We start from the raw sequence: 17,982 nt of genomic DNA on the forward strand, positions 1-17,982 counted from the left end.
GCATTGATCGACGAGCGACTAAAGTTCGCACTACCCGAGACCCCATAGCCTACGGTGATCTGTCCACCCATCTCCTGTTGCTTACCCTCATAGGTCGCGGTGTCTTGTACGCTCTGAATGATAAGGTTCGGGGTCTTGACGTGCACCTCCTCACCAAAGACCTGCGCCCCGGCCAGAGTAGTTGACCCCCCAACGCTTAAGCTCGTGAGACTACCCAAGCTACCAATATGGCTATGACGGTGAGAAAGGCTATCGGCATTGGCATGGCCTTTACCTAGATTCGCACCCACGGTCACCCCCATGGAGGTGCCACCTTGACCAAACTCGATTGCAAGCCCTGCGTTCCAACCGGAGGAGCTGTTCTTACTGCGGCTTTGATCCATCGCCTCCGCAGAGGTGATCAGAAGTTGATTCTCAGCGGCAAGGTGCGTGCCAACGTTACCCAAAAATATTTACACCTCATTCCGCCTTATTTTTAACCTCGGACACAGAAAAATTAGAACTGTATTTATCGAAAATAAAACTAATGCCCAAAAAAGCATATAGATAACAGAATCAGCGAAACTGGTCAAAGGACTCAAAGGCTTAGAGTGCTCATCTAAACTTTGTGGTAAAAAAAATGATCCATAAATAACAAAAAGTAAAAAACCTATTATTAATGAAACTAGTATATTCTGCTGTAACCTCCACTGAACTATTGAGATAACAACAAGTACAGGCATAAATAATAAGTAAAGAAACAAAATAATAACTTGTATTAAATAGATAACTAATAATTTATCATTCCCAGAAATTATTTCTGAGTGAAAAGGAAATAGAGTAAAAACTAACCCTGTAATGTAAAAGCTAGATAATAATTTAAAAAAATAAGACCAGAAAGATTTATTCATGGTAGACACCCTTGCTTCTCAGAGTAGCCTAATAATTTGCAACCATAACTTACCCTAGATTCGTAATCTAGTAAGTTTATCCCTCCTTCTTGAACCTGCTTATCCTGAATTATTTGCTTGCTACCAAAAACATTTAATTTCAGCATTTGTTCTGACGTTAAGAGTTGGGACGCCTTTGTGAATCCTTTCTTATCAGACAAATACTTCTCATGAATCGGTTGCAATAGCGCCTGTTCGTTCTTTAGCTGCTTGATATCCCAAGCTACCGGATCTTGTTGGTTATTGTAGAGATCTTTAAAGTTATCAAAACCACCGACTATTAAGGCATAGCCCGCTGCCTTACGCCATTCGTAAATCGGCGGATTACCTAAGGTTTTACCCATAGCAAAGCTAAGATAAGAAAGATTGCCATCGGCCCCAAGTCCTGTGACTGCAGCTCGTGAGACAGAATCTGCACCGCCAAACCACTGCACGCCTGAGCCAATCTGCTGTTCGTATTGATTTGACGCAGCAAAGAAGTCGGCTCGGTTATCAATCGTATTCATATAATGCAAAAAGTTTTCACGTGATTCATCCTGATTGTATAAATAATCGAATGTCTCTTTTGATGAACGTTCAACGTCACCATGAATATACTCCCACGCATCGCGTATTGCAATGTATTGAATAGCATTGTGTACACCTGTACGACAAGCATCCCCTGTCGGCGCAGCGGCACACATCGCCGCTAACTCCTCATCTAAAAACTTACTCAACTGTTTAGACTCTTCGATCAAGGCCGCTTTTTCACTCTCATTGCGACATGTCTGACCCGTTAAACAATCCTTGAGTCGTTGAACACCAGCTTGGGTAAGGTAGTTATTATCCACCGCCGTCCCCGCTGACTGTGCTCCTTGCGCAGTACCCGAGTCCGTGCCGGTGGTAGCACCCACACCTGCTCCCACTAAACTCGTGATGCTGGAGATGGTGGCTTTCTCATCGGCGTTTAAGTCAGCTGCTTCTTTACCGTAGAGGTAATGGGCGAGGACTGGGGCCGCGGCTTCCGCACTCATCGCCGCACCTGCAGCAGAGAGGGCATTGTTACCCCCCGTGGCCGCTACCGCTGCAGCAAATAGTCCATGCGCAATTAAATGCTCGGTGCTGCCTTCCCTATCGGTTGATTTGAAGTACTGCCCGATCTCTTTGGCAACGCTTGGACTGAGGGTCGCGGTCGCGATCCCTAGTGCGCTGTTGGTCGGTGCACTTAAGCCCGCAGCAATGGTGCTGAGGAGTAGCGCCCCGTTATCCAGTTGTTGGCGTTTCGCGTCATACTCCGCTTGGCTGATACGCCCAGCTTCGTAGTCGGCAGTGAGACGATCGGCCGCTCGGTTTAACTCTGCTTTTGCGCTTTGCACGTTTTGGCTAAAGGCTTGTGACACCTCGCGTTGGGTATCCAGTTCTTTTTGTAGAGCGACCGCATCAAAGCGATTTTCTAGCGCACCACTTAAGGCCTCGGCATTCTCGGTGGTGGTCGCGGTAAAGACACGATCAGCCATCGCCTCGGCACTGAGTCCCGTGAGAAGCGTCTGCTTGGCAGCGTCCGTGATAATGATATTCTTCGTGTTAATGCCACTGTAGGTCGTACTACCTTGGCTCTCACTCACCTGCCCATAGCCTATACTGCCACTGGCTTCCGCAGAAGCCAGACCACTTTTATCCGAGGTGCTTTGGCGTTGGTCAAAGAGTCCGTCACCCGATCCGCTGCTATTAACGCCACCACTGACACCAAGACCTACACTGCTGCCCTTAAACTCCGCATGGTTAGTAACATCACTTGCGCTTAAGGTACCCGTGCTAAAGTGGTTATGACCTACGCACCTGCCACACTCACCTACGTATGGTAAATGTCACATTTAAATCAAAGCGCATCCTTATAAAGCTCTGCGTCTAATAAACCATCCTTTATAGCAAACTGAAGAAACTTCTTGATTGCCTCAGGGTCTCTATCGATGACATCATCAAGCAGTTGCTCCTGAATTAACGGCGCATAGAACATCCCATTGATGCTTACGCCTCCATCGTAAACCCACTCACCCTCTAGTCTTGGATCAATCACCTCAACCTCTTTTGAGTCATAAACCATAAAACTTACTTCTGTTGTTCCATATAATGCATAAAAATAGGTAAAAGCTTCCCCCTTCTTGGTACCTCCTTCTCGTACTCCCCAATAAATACCAAAAACATCTAAAATCTCAGTGCCATACTGATCTTTATATTTAATCTTCATTTATTTTCCCTTACTAATACTGTTATTGATTGAAGCCCCTGGTTGTAGCACCAAAGCTTGTGGTGACTTCACTTTTATATCATAGGCTTTATCGGTATATTTATTGTATTGGCAATGAACTTCTTAAAGCTTAAACTACTACCGTAAAAACTTTAATCTTCATCATCATCTTCTGTCTCACTCCAATAAGGAAGAGAAGCCCTTCCAAAATAAAAAGTCACTACAGTCAGAAGAAACAAAACAAAAACTCTCTTATAAAAGAAAACAAATGTCCCTGAAGCTATAGAATTAATTATGTATATCTCAATAAAAATTAATAAGAAAGTTAAAATATAACTACCGTAGGCCAATGATTCGGTTTGACGGACTTTTAGTAGCTTAGCAAGCCCTAATATTAAGAGACTATTTAATCTAACACAAACATTGCTTGTACCTGAGATTCCAATAGACCACCCCTCAGGTCTTTTTTCTCGAAACTTAATCATCATTGCTCCAAAAAAGGCTTGGCCAATTTGTTTTTGGAACAAGAGTTGCATCTTTCGAACCTAACTTATTAGAAATGGCACTACTAACTCCATCGCCTAAAAAATGATTCGTAATTTTTTCTTTAAGAGTTAAATAGTCACGACTTAATTTTTTTGCTCCGGAAGCATCTATGAGCTTTGTAGCAGTTCTGTCTATTACTATACCAATAGACAAATCATAAGCAAGATTAGATACCTTGTAATCTTCATTTAATACCACAGAGTCTCTTGCACCAGAGGAAACAGATTTTAAGGCTGCTAAGCTATAAACTTTCAGCCCAGTACCTAATGAAGGAATCATTGTTATTGCTCCTGCTCCAAACGCTGCGGAAGGTGCAACCATCCAGACAACTATCCCATCGGATACACCACTTTCATAACCAGCACCTGTCATATAATCCTTTAATGCACTTTCTATTTCCTCTAGCGTAACATCATCTTCTTTTAATTTAGCATCTACTAAGGAAACTGCTCCAGGTCCCCACTGATTAACACCAAATATACCTCGGTAATCCGACATCCAGTTATTATCCACCGCCGTCCCCGCCGACTGTGCTCCTTGCGCAATACTCGAGTCCGTGCCAGTGGTAGCACCCACACCCGCACCCACTAAACTCGTGATGCTGGAGATGGTGGCTTTTTCATCGGCGTTAAGCTCAGTGGCTGCTTTACCGTAGAGGTAGTGGGCGAGCACTGGGGCTGCAGCTTCCGCACTCATCGCAGCACCTGCGGCTGTGAGGGCATTATTACCCCCCGTGGCCGCTACCGCTGCAGCGAGTAGTCCGTGCGCGATTAGATGCTCAGTGCCGCCTTCCCTGTCGCTTGATTTAAAGTATTGCCCTATCTCTTTGGCAACGCTGGGGCTGAGAGTGGCCGTTGCAAGAGCGCCTGCTCGTTCTTTAGCTGTTTAACATCCCAAGTCATCGGATCTTGTTGGTTATTGTAGAGGTCTTTAAGGCTATCAATATTAAACAACTAACGATTAATCTGCATTTTTTTATCTCTTTTAAATATAAAAAACTCACTAATTACTAACAAGACAAAAGTATGAAAAAATACCCATAAAAACAAACCATCAAACTCTCTAATATCTTTTGGGATATCAAAAACTCTTTCAGTAAGATTTTGTATCGGCCTTACATACACTACATAAATATACATATGAAACAACAGAAGATTGCAACAAAACGCTATTACTTTATACTTCTGTAACGCCCACCTTATTATGGAAGCTAATAGCAAGGCAGGTAACAAATAAAGAAAGATCACAATAGCAACGCCGAAAACTCCTCCCAAAGTATCTAACAAAAAAAATTTTTTCCAATCGCCAGACTCATGAACCATAAAAATCGAGGCTAATAATCCGTAGATTGTACCAATCAAAAAAAGTGATGCACTTAAACATAAGAGGTATTGCCAGTAAGACCTTCTCATGGCTTGCACCCTTGCTTCTCAGAGTAGCCTAATAATTTACAACCATAACTTACCCTTGATTCGTAATCTAACAAATCGATCCCTTCTGTTTGCCATTGTTTCTCATTTAAGATGTTAGGAATAAAACCATAAATATACTCAGATGTTAAGTTTTTAGAAGCATTTCTAAAAACTTCATAATCACTTAAATACTTCTCATGAATCGGTTGCAATAGCGCCTGTTCGTTCTTTAGCTGCTTGATATCCCAAGCTACCGGATCTTGTTGGTTATTGTAGAGATCTTTAAAGTTATCAAAACCACCGACTATTAAGGCATCGCCCGCTGCCTTACGCCATTCGTAAATCGGCGGATTACCTAAGGTTTTACCCATAGCAAAGCTAAGATAAGAAAGATTGCCATCGGCCCCAAGTCCTGTGACTGCAGCTCGTGAGACAAAATCTGCGCCGCCAAACCACTGCACGCCTGAGCCAATCTGCTGTTCGTATTGATTTGAAGCAGCAAAAAAGTCGGCTCGGTTATCAATCGTATTCATATAATGCAAAAAGTTTTCACGTGAGTCCGGCTGATTGTATAAATAGTCGAAGGTCTCTTGTGATGAGCGTTCAACGTCACCATGAATATACTCCCACGCATCACGTATTGCAATGTATTGAATGGCATTGTGTACTCCCGTACGACAAGCATCCCCTGTCGGCGCAGCGGCACACAATGCTGCTAACTCCTCATCTAAAAACTTACTCAACTGTTTAGACTCTTCAACTAAGGCCGCTTTTTCACTCTCATTGCGACATGTCTGACCCGTTAAACAATCTTTGAGACGTTGAACGCTAGTTTGGGTAAGGTAGTTATTATCCACCGCCGTCCCCGCCGACTGTGCGCCTTGTGCAATACTCGAGTCCGAACCTGAACTTGCACCCACACCGACACCCACTAAGCCCGTGATGCTGGAGATGGTGGCTTTTTCATCGGCGTTAAGCTCAGTGGCTTCTTTACCGTAGAGGTAATGGGCTAATGCTGGGGCCGCGGCTTCCGCACTCATCGCGGCACCTGCGGCACTGAGGGCATTGTTACCCCCCGTCGCTGCCACCGCGGCGGCGAGTAGGCCATGCGCGATTAAATGCTCGGTACTACCTTCCCTGTCGCTTGATTTAAAGTACTGCCCTATCTCTTTAGCAACGCTGGGGCTGAGGGTCGCGGTCGCGATCCCTAGCGTGCTATTGGTCGGTGCACTTAAACCCGCAGCAATGGTACTGAGGAGTAGCGCTCCGTTATCCAGTTGTTGGCGTTTGGCCTCATACTCCGCTTGGCTGATACGNCCNGCNTCGTAGTCGGNNNTNAGACGATCGGCCGCTCGGTTTAATTCCGCCTTGGCGCTTTGCACGTTTTGGCTAAAGGCTTGTGACACCTCACGTTGGGTATCGAGTTCCTTTTGTAGGGCGGCCGCATCAAAGCGATTTGCTAAGGCACCGCTTAAAGCCTCGGCATTCTCGGTGGTCGTCGCGGTCAAGACACGTTCTGCCATCGCCTCGGCACTAAGCCCGGTGAGAAGCGTCTGCTTGGCAGCGTCCGTAATGAGGATATTCTTCGTGTTAATGCCACTGTAGGTCGTACTACCTTGGCTATCACTCTCCTGCCCAAAGCCTATACTGCCACTGGCTTCCATGGAGGCAAGGCCGCTTTTATCCGACGTGCTTTGGCGTTGGTTCAAGATACCGTCACCCGATCCACTGCTATTAAAACCGCCGCTAGCACCAATGCCGATACTACTGCCCTCAAACTCCGCATGGTTGGCGAGATCGCTTGCACTTAGCGTACCCGTACTAAAGCGGTTATTGCCAGCGGCTTCCGCTGCGGCCGTGGAGGTGATTAGCCCACCAATTAACTCCGTGTGCTCAGCCACCTCAATCTGATAACCACCATCGCCTGCATAGATACCCGATTGCTCGGTCACACTCGCATAGTCGGCATTGATCGACGAGCGACTAAAGTTCGCACTACCCGAGACCCCATAGCCTACGGTGATCTGTCCACCCATCTCCTGTTGCTTACCCTCATAGGTTGCAGTGTCTTGTACGCTCTGAATGATAAGGTTCGGGGTCTTAACGTGCACCTCCTCACCAAAGACCTGCGCCCCGGCAAGGGTCGTTGAACCCCCGGCGCTTAAGCTCGTGAGACTACCTAAGCTACCAATATGGCTATGACGATGAGAAAGGCTATCGGCATTGGCATGGCCTTTACCTAGATTCGCACCCGCAGTCACCCCCATGGAGGTGCCACCTTGACCAAACTCGATCGCCAGCCCTGCGTTCCAGCCGGAGGAACTGTTTTTGCTGCGGCTTTGATCGATGGCCTCAGCTGACGTGATAAGCAGTTGATTATCAGCGGCAAGATGCGTGCCAACGTTGCCCACCACATCGGCCCCACGGATAAGGATGTTCGAGTCCTCACCGGCCCCTGCCGCTATTAAAGTAACCGTCTTACCTGCCAAGACCTGACTTGGCGCAACCGTATGCCCTGCCTGATTGTCCTCGGTCTGACTTTTTTGTGAGCCGTAAGTAATTGACACACTGACGTTTTGATTGGTCGCCTCACCCACGCCTACCGGCGCATCCATCAACTGCCCAAGTCCTTCGTAGGCACTCCACGCCGTATTCGCTGCAGCCATCGCCTGGGTCCGACGGTTACTGCTTTCACCGATGGATTCAACGGCATGAGCAACCTTACGCAGGGCTTCCACCACCGGCACGTTCACCGCCACCGTGAGCCCGCTTTGCTTATCAACTCGACGATAATGTTCGCTATAACCTTCTTTGCCGGCCGCAATCTCAAGCACTTGCCCCGTGATCAGTACATGTCCCTCAGGCGATGACACCGTGCTCGCTTCTTGACTATATTGACGACCCGCTTCAATCACCGTATCGCCCGCCAAACTACCCACCAGCGTGCCGCGTAAACTGCCATCGCTACGCTCATGATCAATCTCCGTCGATTGGCTGCCAATGGTCACACCTATCCCGCCCGTCCCAAAGACCCCTGAGCGCTTGGTTTTTTCATGATAATCGGAAAAAGCATACTCCTCAGCACCAGCCAAGCTAATATCACGACCCGCTTGCAGATACGTCCCCTCATCCGAAATCACATCACTGCCGATGACACGGAGGTCCTGACCACTTTGCAGCAACACCTCACGACCCGTCACCTCACTGCCTAGCGCCTGCTCACTGTCTTGAATCCAATGCCTGTCTTTGGACTTACTACCCAAAAGACTGCGGCTCTTCGTGAGATGCCGCTCATCCAATTGGCTGCTTAAGGTCCCGGCACCAATCTCAATATCCTGTTGCGCCCGCAACTGGACAAGACCGTCATCACTGGTAATCCGTGCAGCAGTTAAACGAGCGTCATTACCTGCGTCTAAGATGATATCGCCCACCGCTTGTATTTCCGTACCGACATCTTGCCAGCGCTGCTCTTTAATATAATGACTGGCACTGCCCACGCTATCTTGACGATAACCCACAGTAACGGTATCTAACTGCAAGTCATCGCCGGCACCCAGGTAAGTAAGGCCATCGCGACCGCTATGACTGACAAGTGCTCCGGTCAAGATCATGTCCTTAGCAGCAGAGAGCAGTAACTGCGCCTCATCACCACTCACATGAATACTCGCTAAACGGTCAATACCCTGACGCTCACCACTGAAATGGCTGCCATTAGTACCCGCTACATCCGCCTGCGTATGGTAGGTGGTACTCTTAATATCCAACTGATTGCCCGCACGGATGCTTGCCAGCTCTTCTGCACTGACCGTGCTGCCCGCGAGCGTAATATCTCTATCAGCTACCAACTCGACGCGTTTAGCCTGAATGCGTGCAAACTCCTGATCAATGGTATCGGCTTTAATACTGACAATTTCACGACCGGCCACTGTGCCACTATTAATAAAGCCGTCTTTGACTTGCAACTCCACTGTATTACCGGCAAGTAACGCCCCTGATTGTGCTAAGTCACCTTGACGAGGTTTCACATACACGCGAGGCACCAACACCTCTTGAGTAGTACCATTCGCCAAGGTCACGGTCTGACTTTCCAGCCAGACAATATCACTGGTTAAACGCGCTACTTGCGCTGCCGTTAATTCTATGCCCGGCGTTAAGCCCTGCGTCATCGCAAAGCTCACGCCCTGCTCCATCAAGGCTTTAAACTGTTCCTCATCGTTGTCATAACCATCTAAAAAGCGTTGACCTGTCAGCTGTAATATCTGCTCACGCAGTAAGCGCTGCTCATAGTAACCATCACCTAAGCGTTTTTGCATACGCGCCGGATCCTGATTGAGCGCTTGCAGCATATAATCACTGCTTAACCATTGACGCTGATTGGCAAAGGCAGGATCCGTTTCAACCAGGTAGCGTGTGCGAGTCGGATCCACACTGTATAAGCTACTTGTTGGTACTAAATACGATGGCGCTTGCGGCGTAGTAATAGTCGGCGTATCCACCTGCGTAGGTGATAAAGTCGAGATTTCCTCTTGGGCAAGCGACTGCATCAGCACATCGATTGTCGCATTGCCCTTGTCTCCGTTTGTGCTGCCTAACGGTCGCTCTCGATCCATCAATAAATCCATGGTCGTTGTATCATCCAACGGCGCTACAGCATCCTTTCCCTGCGCCAGTTGTTGCGCCACATCACTCTCTACCAGTGACTCTGTTTGCGAACCATTGAAGGCCTCTCGATCCAGTTGGGAAACATCCTGACCGATGCTATGTTCGCTCTCTTGACGTGCCACCGACACGTCTGATTCAAATGCTGCTTGCTCCATGTCGGATGCTTGGCCACTCGCTAATTGCTTTTTAGCCGCCACCTCAGCCTGCTCAGCTAACTGATTAGGGCTGACACCTGTTGAGCTTACCTGACTATAGGCCTGATACACGGACACAGGAAGATCGATGGTGCTTTGCTCGGTCATCAGAAAAGGAGTGACTGGACCATGCTCTCTCTGGTGATATCGCCTCAAACCGCCACGCCACCTCTCCCAGGCATAACGACTCGTACCCTCATCTTCGATGATTCTTAAGCCTTTGGCATCAATATTGTCAATATGGCGAGCGTCGACTTTCAATGCCTTACCGGCCACAATACGACTTTTATCATTGGTGAGCGTATCTGCATTGATGGTCAAGTTACCGCCAGCAATAATATCACCGGGTCGCGAATGAGCGACTTGATCTTCGTACTCCGTACGCGTAATCCAATACTCCGTGTAGCGATGTTTAAATTGATGCTGATAGTCTTTATTGTAAGCTGTGATGGCCTGATCTAAGGCATGCCAACGCTGACCATCCACTTGCATCCAGGTATCGTAAGCTACTTGATACTGCGCATACTGCTCCTGATAAGAAGCCAAGTTTTGACGATAATCACGCCAAGCCTGTGTGGCTGAGCTACATGCCCTTCTATCGTCACTATCACTGATAAACGTACAACTCTTACTCGGCTCAGAAACCGTGGGTTCAGTTGGCGCACGTGGTGCTAAAGGCTCCGTAGCGATCCCCGGGGTAATCCCAAAATAGGCCCACGCCGGGTTATCCGGCGAATATTTTTCATAGTTAGTTAACTGCGTTGAGGTAAAGCAATCATTACCGGAAAAACTATAACATGCCGGTTGCGCTAGCGACCAAAGCGGCGTTTCTCCAGGAACTAAGTTGGCATAATCCCCTGGCTCCTTGCTAACAAACTCCCAAGCGCGACGACTCCACCGACGTTCTTTTAAGTCTTTTTTATCAACACGTGTTTCATAGCCCTGCCCGTCATGCACAATAAAATCAAATCTTTCAGGCGTAGACACTTGAACTCTTGTTAATTCAAAATCAGGATTTAAATTCCTTATACTGTGCACATTAAGATACATATCCCCCAAAGACTCTATGGTTGCAGCGCTGTTAATCAGATTCGACGCTTGTCCCTGTGCCTGTTTATTTACATCCAGCCTAGCCCCAATAGCTAAATCACCCCCACTAAAGAGTAAACCTTCTTCTTGGTTACGCAAGGAATGAACACCAATATCTAAACGCTCTCGTGCCGCAATCACCGCCGCTTTCCTTTCACCAGTCGCTTGCACCTCCTCACGATTTAAAAGCGTTTTTGACTGTATCGCAACATGATCACCGTAAATTCGCCCCGAGCCAATATTATCGATGGTACCGGCTGCCTCTACTGTGGTCACGCCATTGCTATTGATTAAACCGCGATTCACAATATCGCCTGTCTTTGCAACCACCGTGACGGCGGTCTCGCCTAATAACTCACCCGTGCTGTCATTATGAATATCACTCGCCTGTACCGTCAACGCGTCCGGACTATAGATTGTCTGTGTGTTATGTAAGTGCTTATCCGTAATCAGGCTTAAAGAACCTCCTGCCTGCAGTCCTCCCAGATTATTGAACCCTTCAGTCACATCCAACTGTAGGTGTCCGGGGGTTTCTATGCGCGCTTGACTACGAAGCTCTTGAGCAATAAGCACAGTGCCTTCATTGCCTTGAATCACACCATTGGCATCTTGCTCAATCTGCAGACGACGTTGATTGCGTTGCTGAGCGGAATCGAGCAGACTGACCGTCTTGGCAGCCAAAATTTCTCCACCATGATTCGTTATACGCTGTGACGCCTGAATCGTTGTATTACCTTTGGCATGAATTTGACCGCGGCTATTTTCCAGTGATGAAGTTTCTAAGCGAATATCACCATCCGACACCAACAATCCCGATTGATTATCAAAGCTTGTATTGTTATTTATTGCCAGTAAGTTAGCGGCTGAAATCTGTCCACCCTTGTTAATAACGATGGGACTACTGAGCAGTAATGCACCATCAGCCACCATTAGACCCGACTGATTATTCACGCTCTGCGATGCCGTCACTTGAAGATCCTGCTGGGCAGATAGTTTGCCCTGCTGATTAGTCACAATAGAGGCGGTAATCTGTAGATCTTGTTGCGCAACTAAAGCACCCTCTTGGTTATCAAGTAACTGTCCGGCGTTGATCTGAAGGTTTTCACCTGCTGCAATTTGGCCACCCTGATTAGTCATAGCGGCCGCCTGCAAATGGACTGACTGCTCTGCCACCATCACGCTGTCGTGATGCTTCAAGCCCTGATTCGCTTGCAGCTTAATCTGCTCAGCTGCACTGCTGAGTCGATGTAAATTCAGCACGTCGCTCGTTGCCTGTAAGGTGCTATCCGCTAGCCATTGGCTGTCTTCTGCCTGAATGTTATCACTAGCGCTAAGCGCCAAGTTCTTGCCCCCCAGGGTGGTATTTGCCTGCACAATGGACTTAGCATCAAGGCTGACATCGCCTTGTTGACTCTGTAAGTCCGTGTCTTGCATTGCAATCTTTTGCCCAGCCTGTAGCTGCAGCTTATTGAGTGTTTGTATTTGTGTATCCGCTAAGGATAGATTCGTACCGGCACTCAATTCAGCTGAATCAGTTGCCAACACCGTACTCTCGTCACTCATCGCTATCGCTTGCTTAGCCTTAAGTGCTAATTGCTCAGCTTGAAGATGACCACCTTCTTGTGTGATCTGCTCGGCTTGAATAGCCAGTGTATCCCCTGCCGCTATCACACCACTATTGACAAGTGCACCCTGTGAATGAAGATTCGCAGAGCCCCCTGCAACAATCTCTCCCTGCAGATTATCAATCGCCTGCTTCGCTGTTAGGTGAAAGTCAGTTTTTGCTTGCAACTGACCTGCTTGGTTAAACAGATGACCAACATTAAGATCGAATGAAGCATCAGAGACCACTAAGCCCGCTTGATTATTAAACTCTTCACCAACAACAACCTTCATAGCCTGTTTTGTGGACACCTGTCCTGCTTGATTATGCAAGCTACCGACATGAAGAATTAGTTCATCAGAAGTAGCAATCAACCCTTGCTGATTATTGAGTAACCCGTCAATGCCCAGCTCAGTCGAGCCTTGACTCGCTACGCGACCTTGCTCATTACGAAGCTCTGCTGCCTGGATCTTAAGCGATCCATCAGCCAGTAGTAACCCCTCATGGTTATCTACGTGTCCGGACGTTTTGATCACTAGATCCGTACCTGCGGTGATATCACTACCCCTATTCGTCAATGCTTGTGCCTTAATCTCCAGCGTCTTATCTGCCTGCATTAGACTATCTTGCTGCTCAATGCGGCCTTGGCTGTTCAGTTGAATAGCCTCTGCTTGGCTTTGATGCTGAGTCAAATCAAGGCTACCCACCGCCAAATCCAAGTTGTTATGTGCAACCCACTGACTCGTTTCAGCACCCAAGGTCTGACCTGCGGTCAGTTTAATATCTTCTGCAAGCAACGTACTCTGATGATGTTGTTGCGTTGCCGCACGAATCGACAAAGGTCCGCCCACACTCTGTAGATCGGACTGCTCAAGTGTCGCTTGTTCCTCTACGTCTATGGTAAAGACACCTTGCGCTTGACCTTGTACCTCATTGAGCGATAAATTAGCTCCTGACACCAACGATGCCGCTTCTTCCGCTAATAAGGTGCTCTTAGTTAATGCAAGATCGCCTTGCGCACTCAAGCTAATCTCTTTAGCTTGCAAATGCGCTGCATCATAACGCTGCTCAAAGCCTTCAACGTCAAGACTCTCTTCTGCAAAAAGTACGCCACCTAATTGCACCTTCGTAGCAGCTTGTATTTGAATGGACTCAGCCGAGACGATTTCACTGTCTAGACTGTCGATTCCTTGACTCGCCTGAATCGTCAAGTTCTCTGCCGCATGCAGTTTACCCTTCGTATTTATCAGACTTTCTTGATTCAGCACCATCTGCCCATCAGAGATCATCAGTCCGGCGCTATTATCCACAGTACCCGATGCAGTAACCTCAAGCCGCTTAGCTGAAACCAATTGACCTGCGTGATTACTGAGATTTTTTGCATCAATACGAAGCTCACCATCAACCACTGTCACGCTCTGATCGTGCAGCACATCACCAACACTCTGAATAGTCAACGTATCAGCCTGCGTGTTCATCGACGTCATCTGCAATGTCGGTGTCTGTATGGTTAACCCTTCTTCAGCTAACCAATAGCCGTCTTCTGCCTTAAGCTCATTGCTTAAGCTTAAATTAATTTCTTTAGCAACAAGTTGACTATCTTGTTGGTGACTTTCTTGAGCGTCAAGTAACACGCTTCCCTGGCGACTGTGTAATTGACTTTGTTTAAGATCCGCACGCGCTTGTGCTCTGAACTCAACATCGTCCTCAGCTTGTACCGTCGTTTCGTCTAGATAACTATCACCACCCGAATGCAGCTGCACCTGAGTAGCAGACAACAAAGTGCTATCTCGTAAGTGCAGACCATCGGCACTCTGCAAGGTGACGACATGACCTTGTAGCTGAGCTTCTTCATGCTGTAGTTGTTGGGCCTGAAGCGTGAGTTGCTCTGCTGCTAGTAACCGCCCGCCTTGATGAATACTACCTGCTGCACGAACTAACAGCTCACCACCTGATTGAATATCACTTTGTACGCTCTTAATATCTTGCGTGGCGTCAATCTGTATAGTCGAAGCAGCATACAAGCTACCTTGCTCATTAAGAAATTGACCCACATCTAGCTGTACGTCACCACCAGACAATAAAGTACCTTGCTGATGATCGAACAGTTGAGAGGCGTTGACCTGTACACGCTCACCTGCTGACAGATAGCCATGATCTGCTTTAACAGCCTTAGCTTGTAGGAGCATAGACTCATCCGCCTGCAAAAGTCCTGACGACACGATGACATCGCTATGCGCTGAGGCTTGAATCGCTGCTGCAGCCATTTTGCTGCTGGTCAGATCGATTGAATCAGCATTTAATGCAATGCCTTTACCTGCCTGCCATTGACTATCTTGTGCTAGGAGCTTATCACGCACATTTAGCTGCATCTGCTCTTCTGTGACAAAACTCGCCGCTGAGGCATCAAGTGAAGCTGCTTGCAGCTTTAGGCTTTTATTACTTACTAATTGCGCTTGATTAGCGTTTAGCTCGTCATCCACAGTCAGCGTCAAAGCACCAGTTGAGGCAATCTGCCCAGCTTGTGTATCTAATCGCTCTGCGTGAAGAGTCAGGGCTTCTCCTGCCATCAACTGCCCTTGGGTATTAACTACCTGACCCGCCGTCATCACCTCCATGTCACCTAACGTTTGTAACCTGCCTTCGGTGTTATCAATCGCTTCATCTACATGCAGCGCCAGACTTTGGGCACTCTCTAAATGACCACCTCGATTGATTAAACGGCGACTGCTTAACATGAGCTTGCCACCAATGGTTGTCAGTCCGCCGCTTTGATCAAAAATCTCAGCAATCGCTAGCTGTGCAGGACCTTGTGCGGCTAAAGTGCCTTCCTCAGAATGCAAATTCCTAGCCCGTATGTCAAGCGCTTGACCAGCCTGCAATAATCCCTGCTGATTAATGAGATCCTGATCAAGATGTACACTCATCACCTCACCGCTGACTAATCGTCCTTGCTGATTATCCAGTGAGTTGCTACGAATTATTAAGTCTTTCTCAGCAACGATCTCTCCTTGCAAATTTTGCCAATCCACGGCCTCAACCTGCACCTGCTGTGCTTGCCATTGTGCACCTTGACTTTGCAGCTCACCAGAACTAAGCACTTGGAGTTGCTCTGCAAAGGCCTCGGTATCCTTCATCTGTACGCCATCACCCTGAAGCTGTAGACTATGCTGCGCACTCAACTGTGCTTCTGTCAGGACGAGCTGACCTTGACTCGCCAAATGGAGTTCATCGTCTGTACTAAAGCGGCTTTGCTCACTCTGCAGCTCACCGGCATGAATCCGTAGGGCCTCAAGCGCTTGCCATTGACCTTGCTGATCGTGCAAAACTTCCTCTACAGAGACCGATAAACTTTTTCCGGTGACTAGCTGACCTTGGGTATTTTGCATCTCCTGCGTGTTAAGCGTAATGGCCTGTGCCGCCAATAACTGTCCTTGGCTATTATCCAATCGTCCCTGATTATCAATCAGCAAAGAATCCCGTGTACTAATCTGACCTGCTCGGTTATCCAGGGTCTCCGTTGCCAAGGAGATAGCATTCGATGAGTAAAGATGACCTTGACGATTATCGAGATGACGGTGCTCAAGATCTAAGCGCTCTGCATTGATATAGCCGGCATTACGCAACTGCTCACCCTTACTCTGCAGGTTCTTAACCTGAATATCCCCTTGATTATGCAGAGCCTGACTTAAGCTTAAGTGGACATCCCCATTGGCAGAAATTTGCCCTTCGTCATTTGTTATATTCCTCTCTACTTGGATACGTCCGGCAGCTAAAGCAGGCGATACGACAGTCTCAGTAGTGGTCTTGCCTAAAGCAGTACTACTACTCGGCGTCTGTTGACCCGGCTCGGTCGGTGAAGGCGCATCACCGCTAGAGGGGTTTTCCGGATCGATGTCTGAACTAACTGGATCCGAAATAACGGCTGTACCGAGTTGACCACTATTGGTCAGTGCCGCTGAATTAATATTCAACGCTTGAGTCCCTGTTTGCACAATTCCTGACTGGATATTCTCAAGCCGCTCGGTTTGAATATCCAGGCGCCCTGCTTTTAACTGAGCTTGTTCGGTATTTGCCAACTCAGTTGATTCTATTTGAAGCGTTTTACTTGCTGTAACAAACCCTTTCGTGTTGTGAATTTGTGCTGCCTTAATTGAGACCTCAGGCGCTGCGATAGTGCCTTGGTTCTGCAGTGATGTACTGGTAATTTGCACCTTGGCAACAGGCTCTGCTGTATTAGCAGCTGATGCTACCATTTCGCCCGAGTTACTTAACTGTCCATCCGCACTCAGTTGTAAGCGACCGGCGCCCGCATAGAGTTGACCTGAGTTATTAACACCCACCCCTTTATCATTGCTGATCAAGACAATGGAGTTGGCATACATACCACCCAACTGCGCCACGTCAATAGCGATAGCGGCTGACTGCTTAGCGTCACGCTCAGCGGTAGCGGCTCGATGCTGAGTATCTGCCTGGTTCATTAACTTGGCTGACTGATTAAGGTCCTTGGCGTCAAAGACAATATCTTGTTCACCCGTTGAGACACTCAAATCATTGGCCCAGATGCCCCCTTCGATTGTGGCAGCGTGGCTAAGAATTTGCGTGTAGTTAGCGTCTTTGGTATTTAAACCGCCCCCTAACACCTGAACTGTCCCTTGATTAACCGCTACTCCTGTCAACTGACCTTGAGCATTGAGCTGCATTTGACCGGTTGCTAGGGTAACACCTTGAGCATTAATAAAACCTCCACCATCTACTGCGATACCGGCAGGGTTGGCAATCACCACTTCCGCCCGGCGACCTGCCACCTCTGTAAAACCGTGTAATCGACTCGGCGCCCGACTGTTGACTTGGTTCACAATCACATTCGCTTCACCACGCGCTAAATGCGGGTTGCCTTGCACCCAACCGGCAAGCTGCGTCTGTGCTGACTGACGGCTATTATTTAAAATAGCGCCTTGCTGTTGTACATCAAATTGGCTAAACTGGTTGACTGAGACCCCTGCTGCGGTCGGCGTCTGAATATTTACTTGATCTAAGCCGTTGGCTGTTTGTAAAACGGTGGCTTGCTGATGTCTCGGCGCCGCCTTATCAGCACGAATTTGTGCCTCTGCTTCATTATCAAGCAGCACACCGGTAGCGACCAACAAACTTAAGATCATTGCTTTTAGCGGTACATATAATGGACTGGAGGATACGTTTACCGCGCAGCGTGTCGCTGTATTTTTACCTTGACCCTGTGCGATCTCACTGACTACCATCAATTGGCCACGATTCTTATTAAAGATTATTTTATAAAAAGAGTTATTCATAACACGCT

At 47.8% G+C, this 17,982-nt stretch carries 7 protein-coding genes; all 7 read right to left on the reverse strand.

The genetic code is table 11. The features are described from left to right. Nucleotides 1-446 (reverse strand): hemagglutinin repeat-containing protein (locus B092_RS13670; protein WP_211208957.1); only part of this gene is annotated, 446 nt, incomplete at its 3' end. A gap of 440 nt (nucleotides 447-886) precedes the next feature. Then, nucleotides 887-2,533, reverse strand: a complete 1,647-nt coding sequence (locus tag B092_RS15820; RefSeq protein WP_018574014.1) for a VENN motif pre-toxin domain-containing protein — start codon at nucleotides 2,531-2,533, stop codon at nucleotides 887-889. A gap of 254 nt (nucleotides 2,534-2,787) precedes the next feature. Further along, the gene (locus B092_RS0104305; protein WP_018574015.1) at nucleotides 2,788-3,156 is read right to left on the reverse strand and encodes a hypothetical protein; all 369 of its coding nucleotides are present in this window, start codon (nucleotides 3,154-3,156) and stop codon (nucleotides 2,788-2,790) included. 152 nt (nucleotides 3,157-3,308) lie between these two features. Next, on the reverse strand, nucleotides 3,309-3,641 hold the full coding sequence (locus B092_RS0104310; RefSeq protein ID WP_018574016.1) for a hypothetical protein: 333 nt from the start codon (nucleotides 3,639-3,641) through the stop codon (nucleotides 3,309-3,311). Next, nucleotides 3,634-4,398, reverse strand: a complete 765-nt coding sequence (locus B092_RS14955) for a VENN motif pre-toxin domain-containing protein (RefSeq protein ID WP_018574017.1) — start codon at nucleotides 4,396-4,398, stop codon at nucleotides 3,634-3,636. The genes B092_RS0104310 and B092_RS14955 overlap by 8 nt, the downstream gene beginning before the upstream one ends. Before the next feature lie 257 nt (nucleotides 4,399-4,655). Then, nucleotides 4,656-5,114 carry a hypothetical protein gene (locus B092_RS0104325; protein ID WP_018574019.1) on the reverse strand — a complete coding sequence of 153 codons (459 nt, stop codon included), beginning with the start codon at nucleotides 5,112-5,114 and terminating at the stop codon, nucleotides 4,656-4,658. Continuing rightward, nucleotides 5,111-17,974 carry a two-partner secretion domain-containing protein gene (locus B092_RS15360; RefSeq protein WP_018574020.1) on the reverse strand — a complete coding sequence of 4,288 codons (12,864 nt, stop codon included), beginning with the start codon at nucleotides 17,972-17,974 and terminating at the stop codon, nucleotides 5,111-5,113. Before B092_RS15360 ends, B092_RS0104325 begins: the two co-directional genes overlap by 4 nt. Nucleotides 17,975-17,982: the final 8 nt, after the last annotated feature.

This window comes from Oligella ureolytica DSM 18253 (assembly GCF_000373745.1).
Classification (GTDB): Bacteria; Pseudomonadota; Gammaproteobacteria; order Burkholderiales; family Burkholderiaceae_B; genus Oligella; species Oligella ureolytica.

Coding starts and splice junctions, on each gene's coding strand:
- B092_RS0104310 (WP_018574016.1), bottom strand. CDS start 3,641: ATGATTAAGTTTCGAGAAAAAAGACCTGAGGGGTGGTCTATTGGAATC.
- B092_RS0104325 (WP_018574019.1), bottom strand. CDS start 5,114: ATGAGAAGGTCTTACTGGCAATACCTCTTATGTTTAAGTGCATCACTT.
- B092_RS0104305 (WP_018574015.1), bottom strand. CDS start 3,156: ATGAAGATTAAATATAAAGATCAGTATGGCACTGAGATTTTAGATGTT.
- B092_RS14955 (WP_018574017.1), bottom strand. CDS start 4,398: ATGAGTGCGGAAGCTGCAGCCCCAGTGCTCGCCCACTACCTCTACGGT.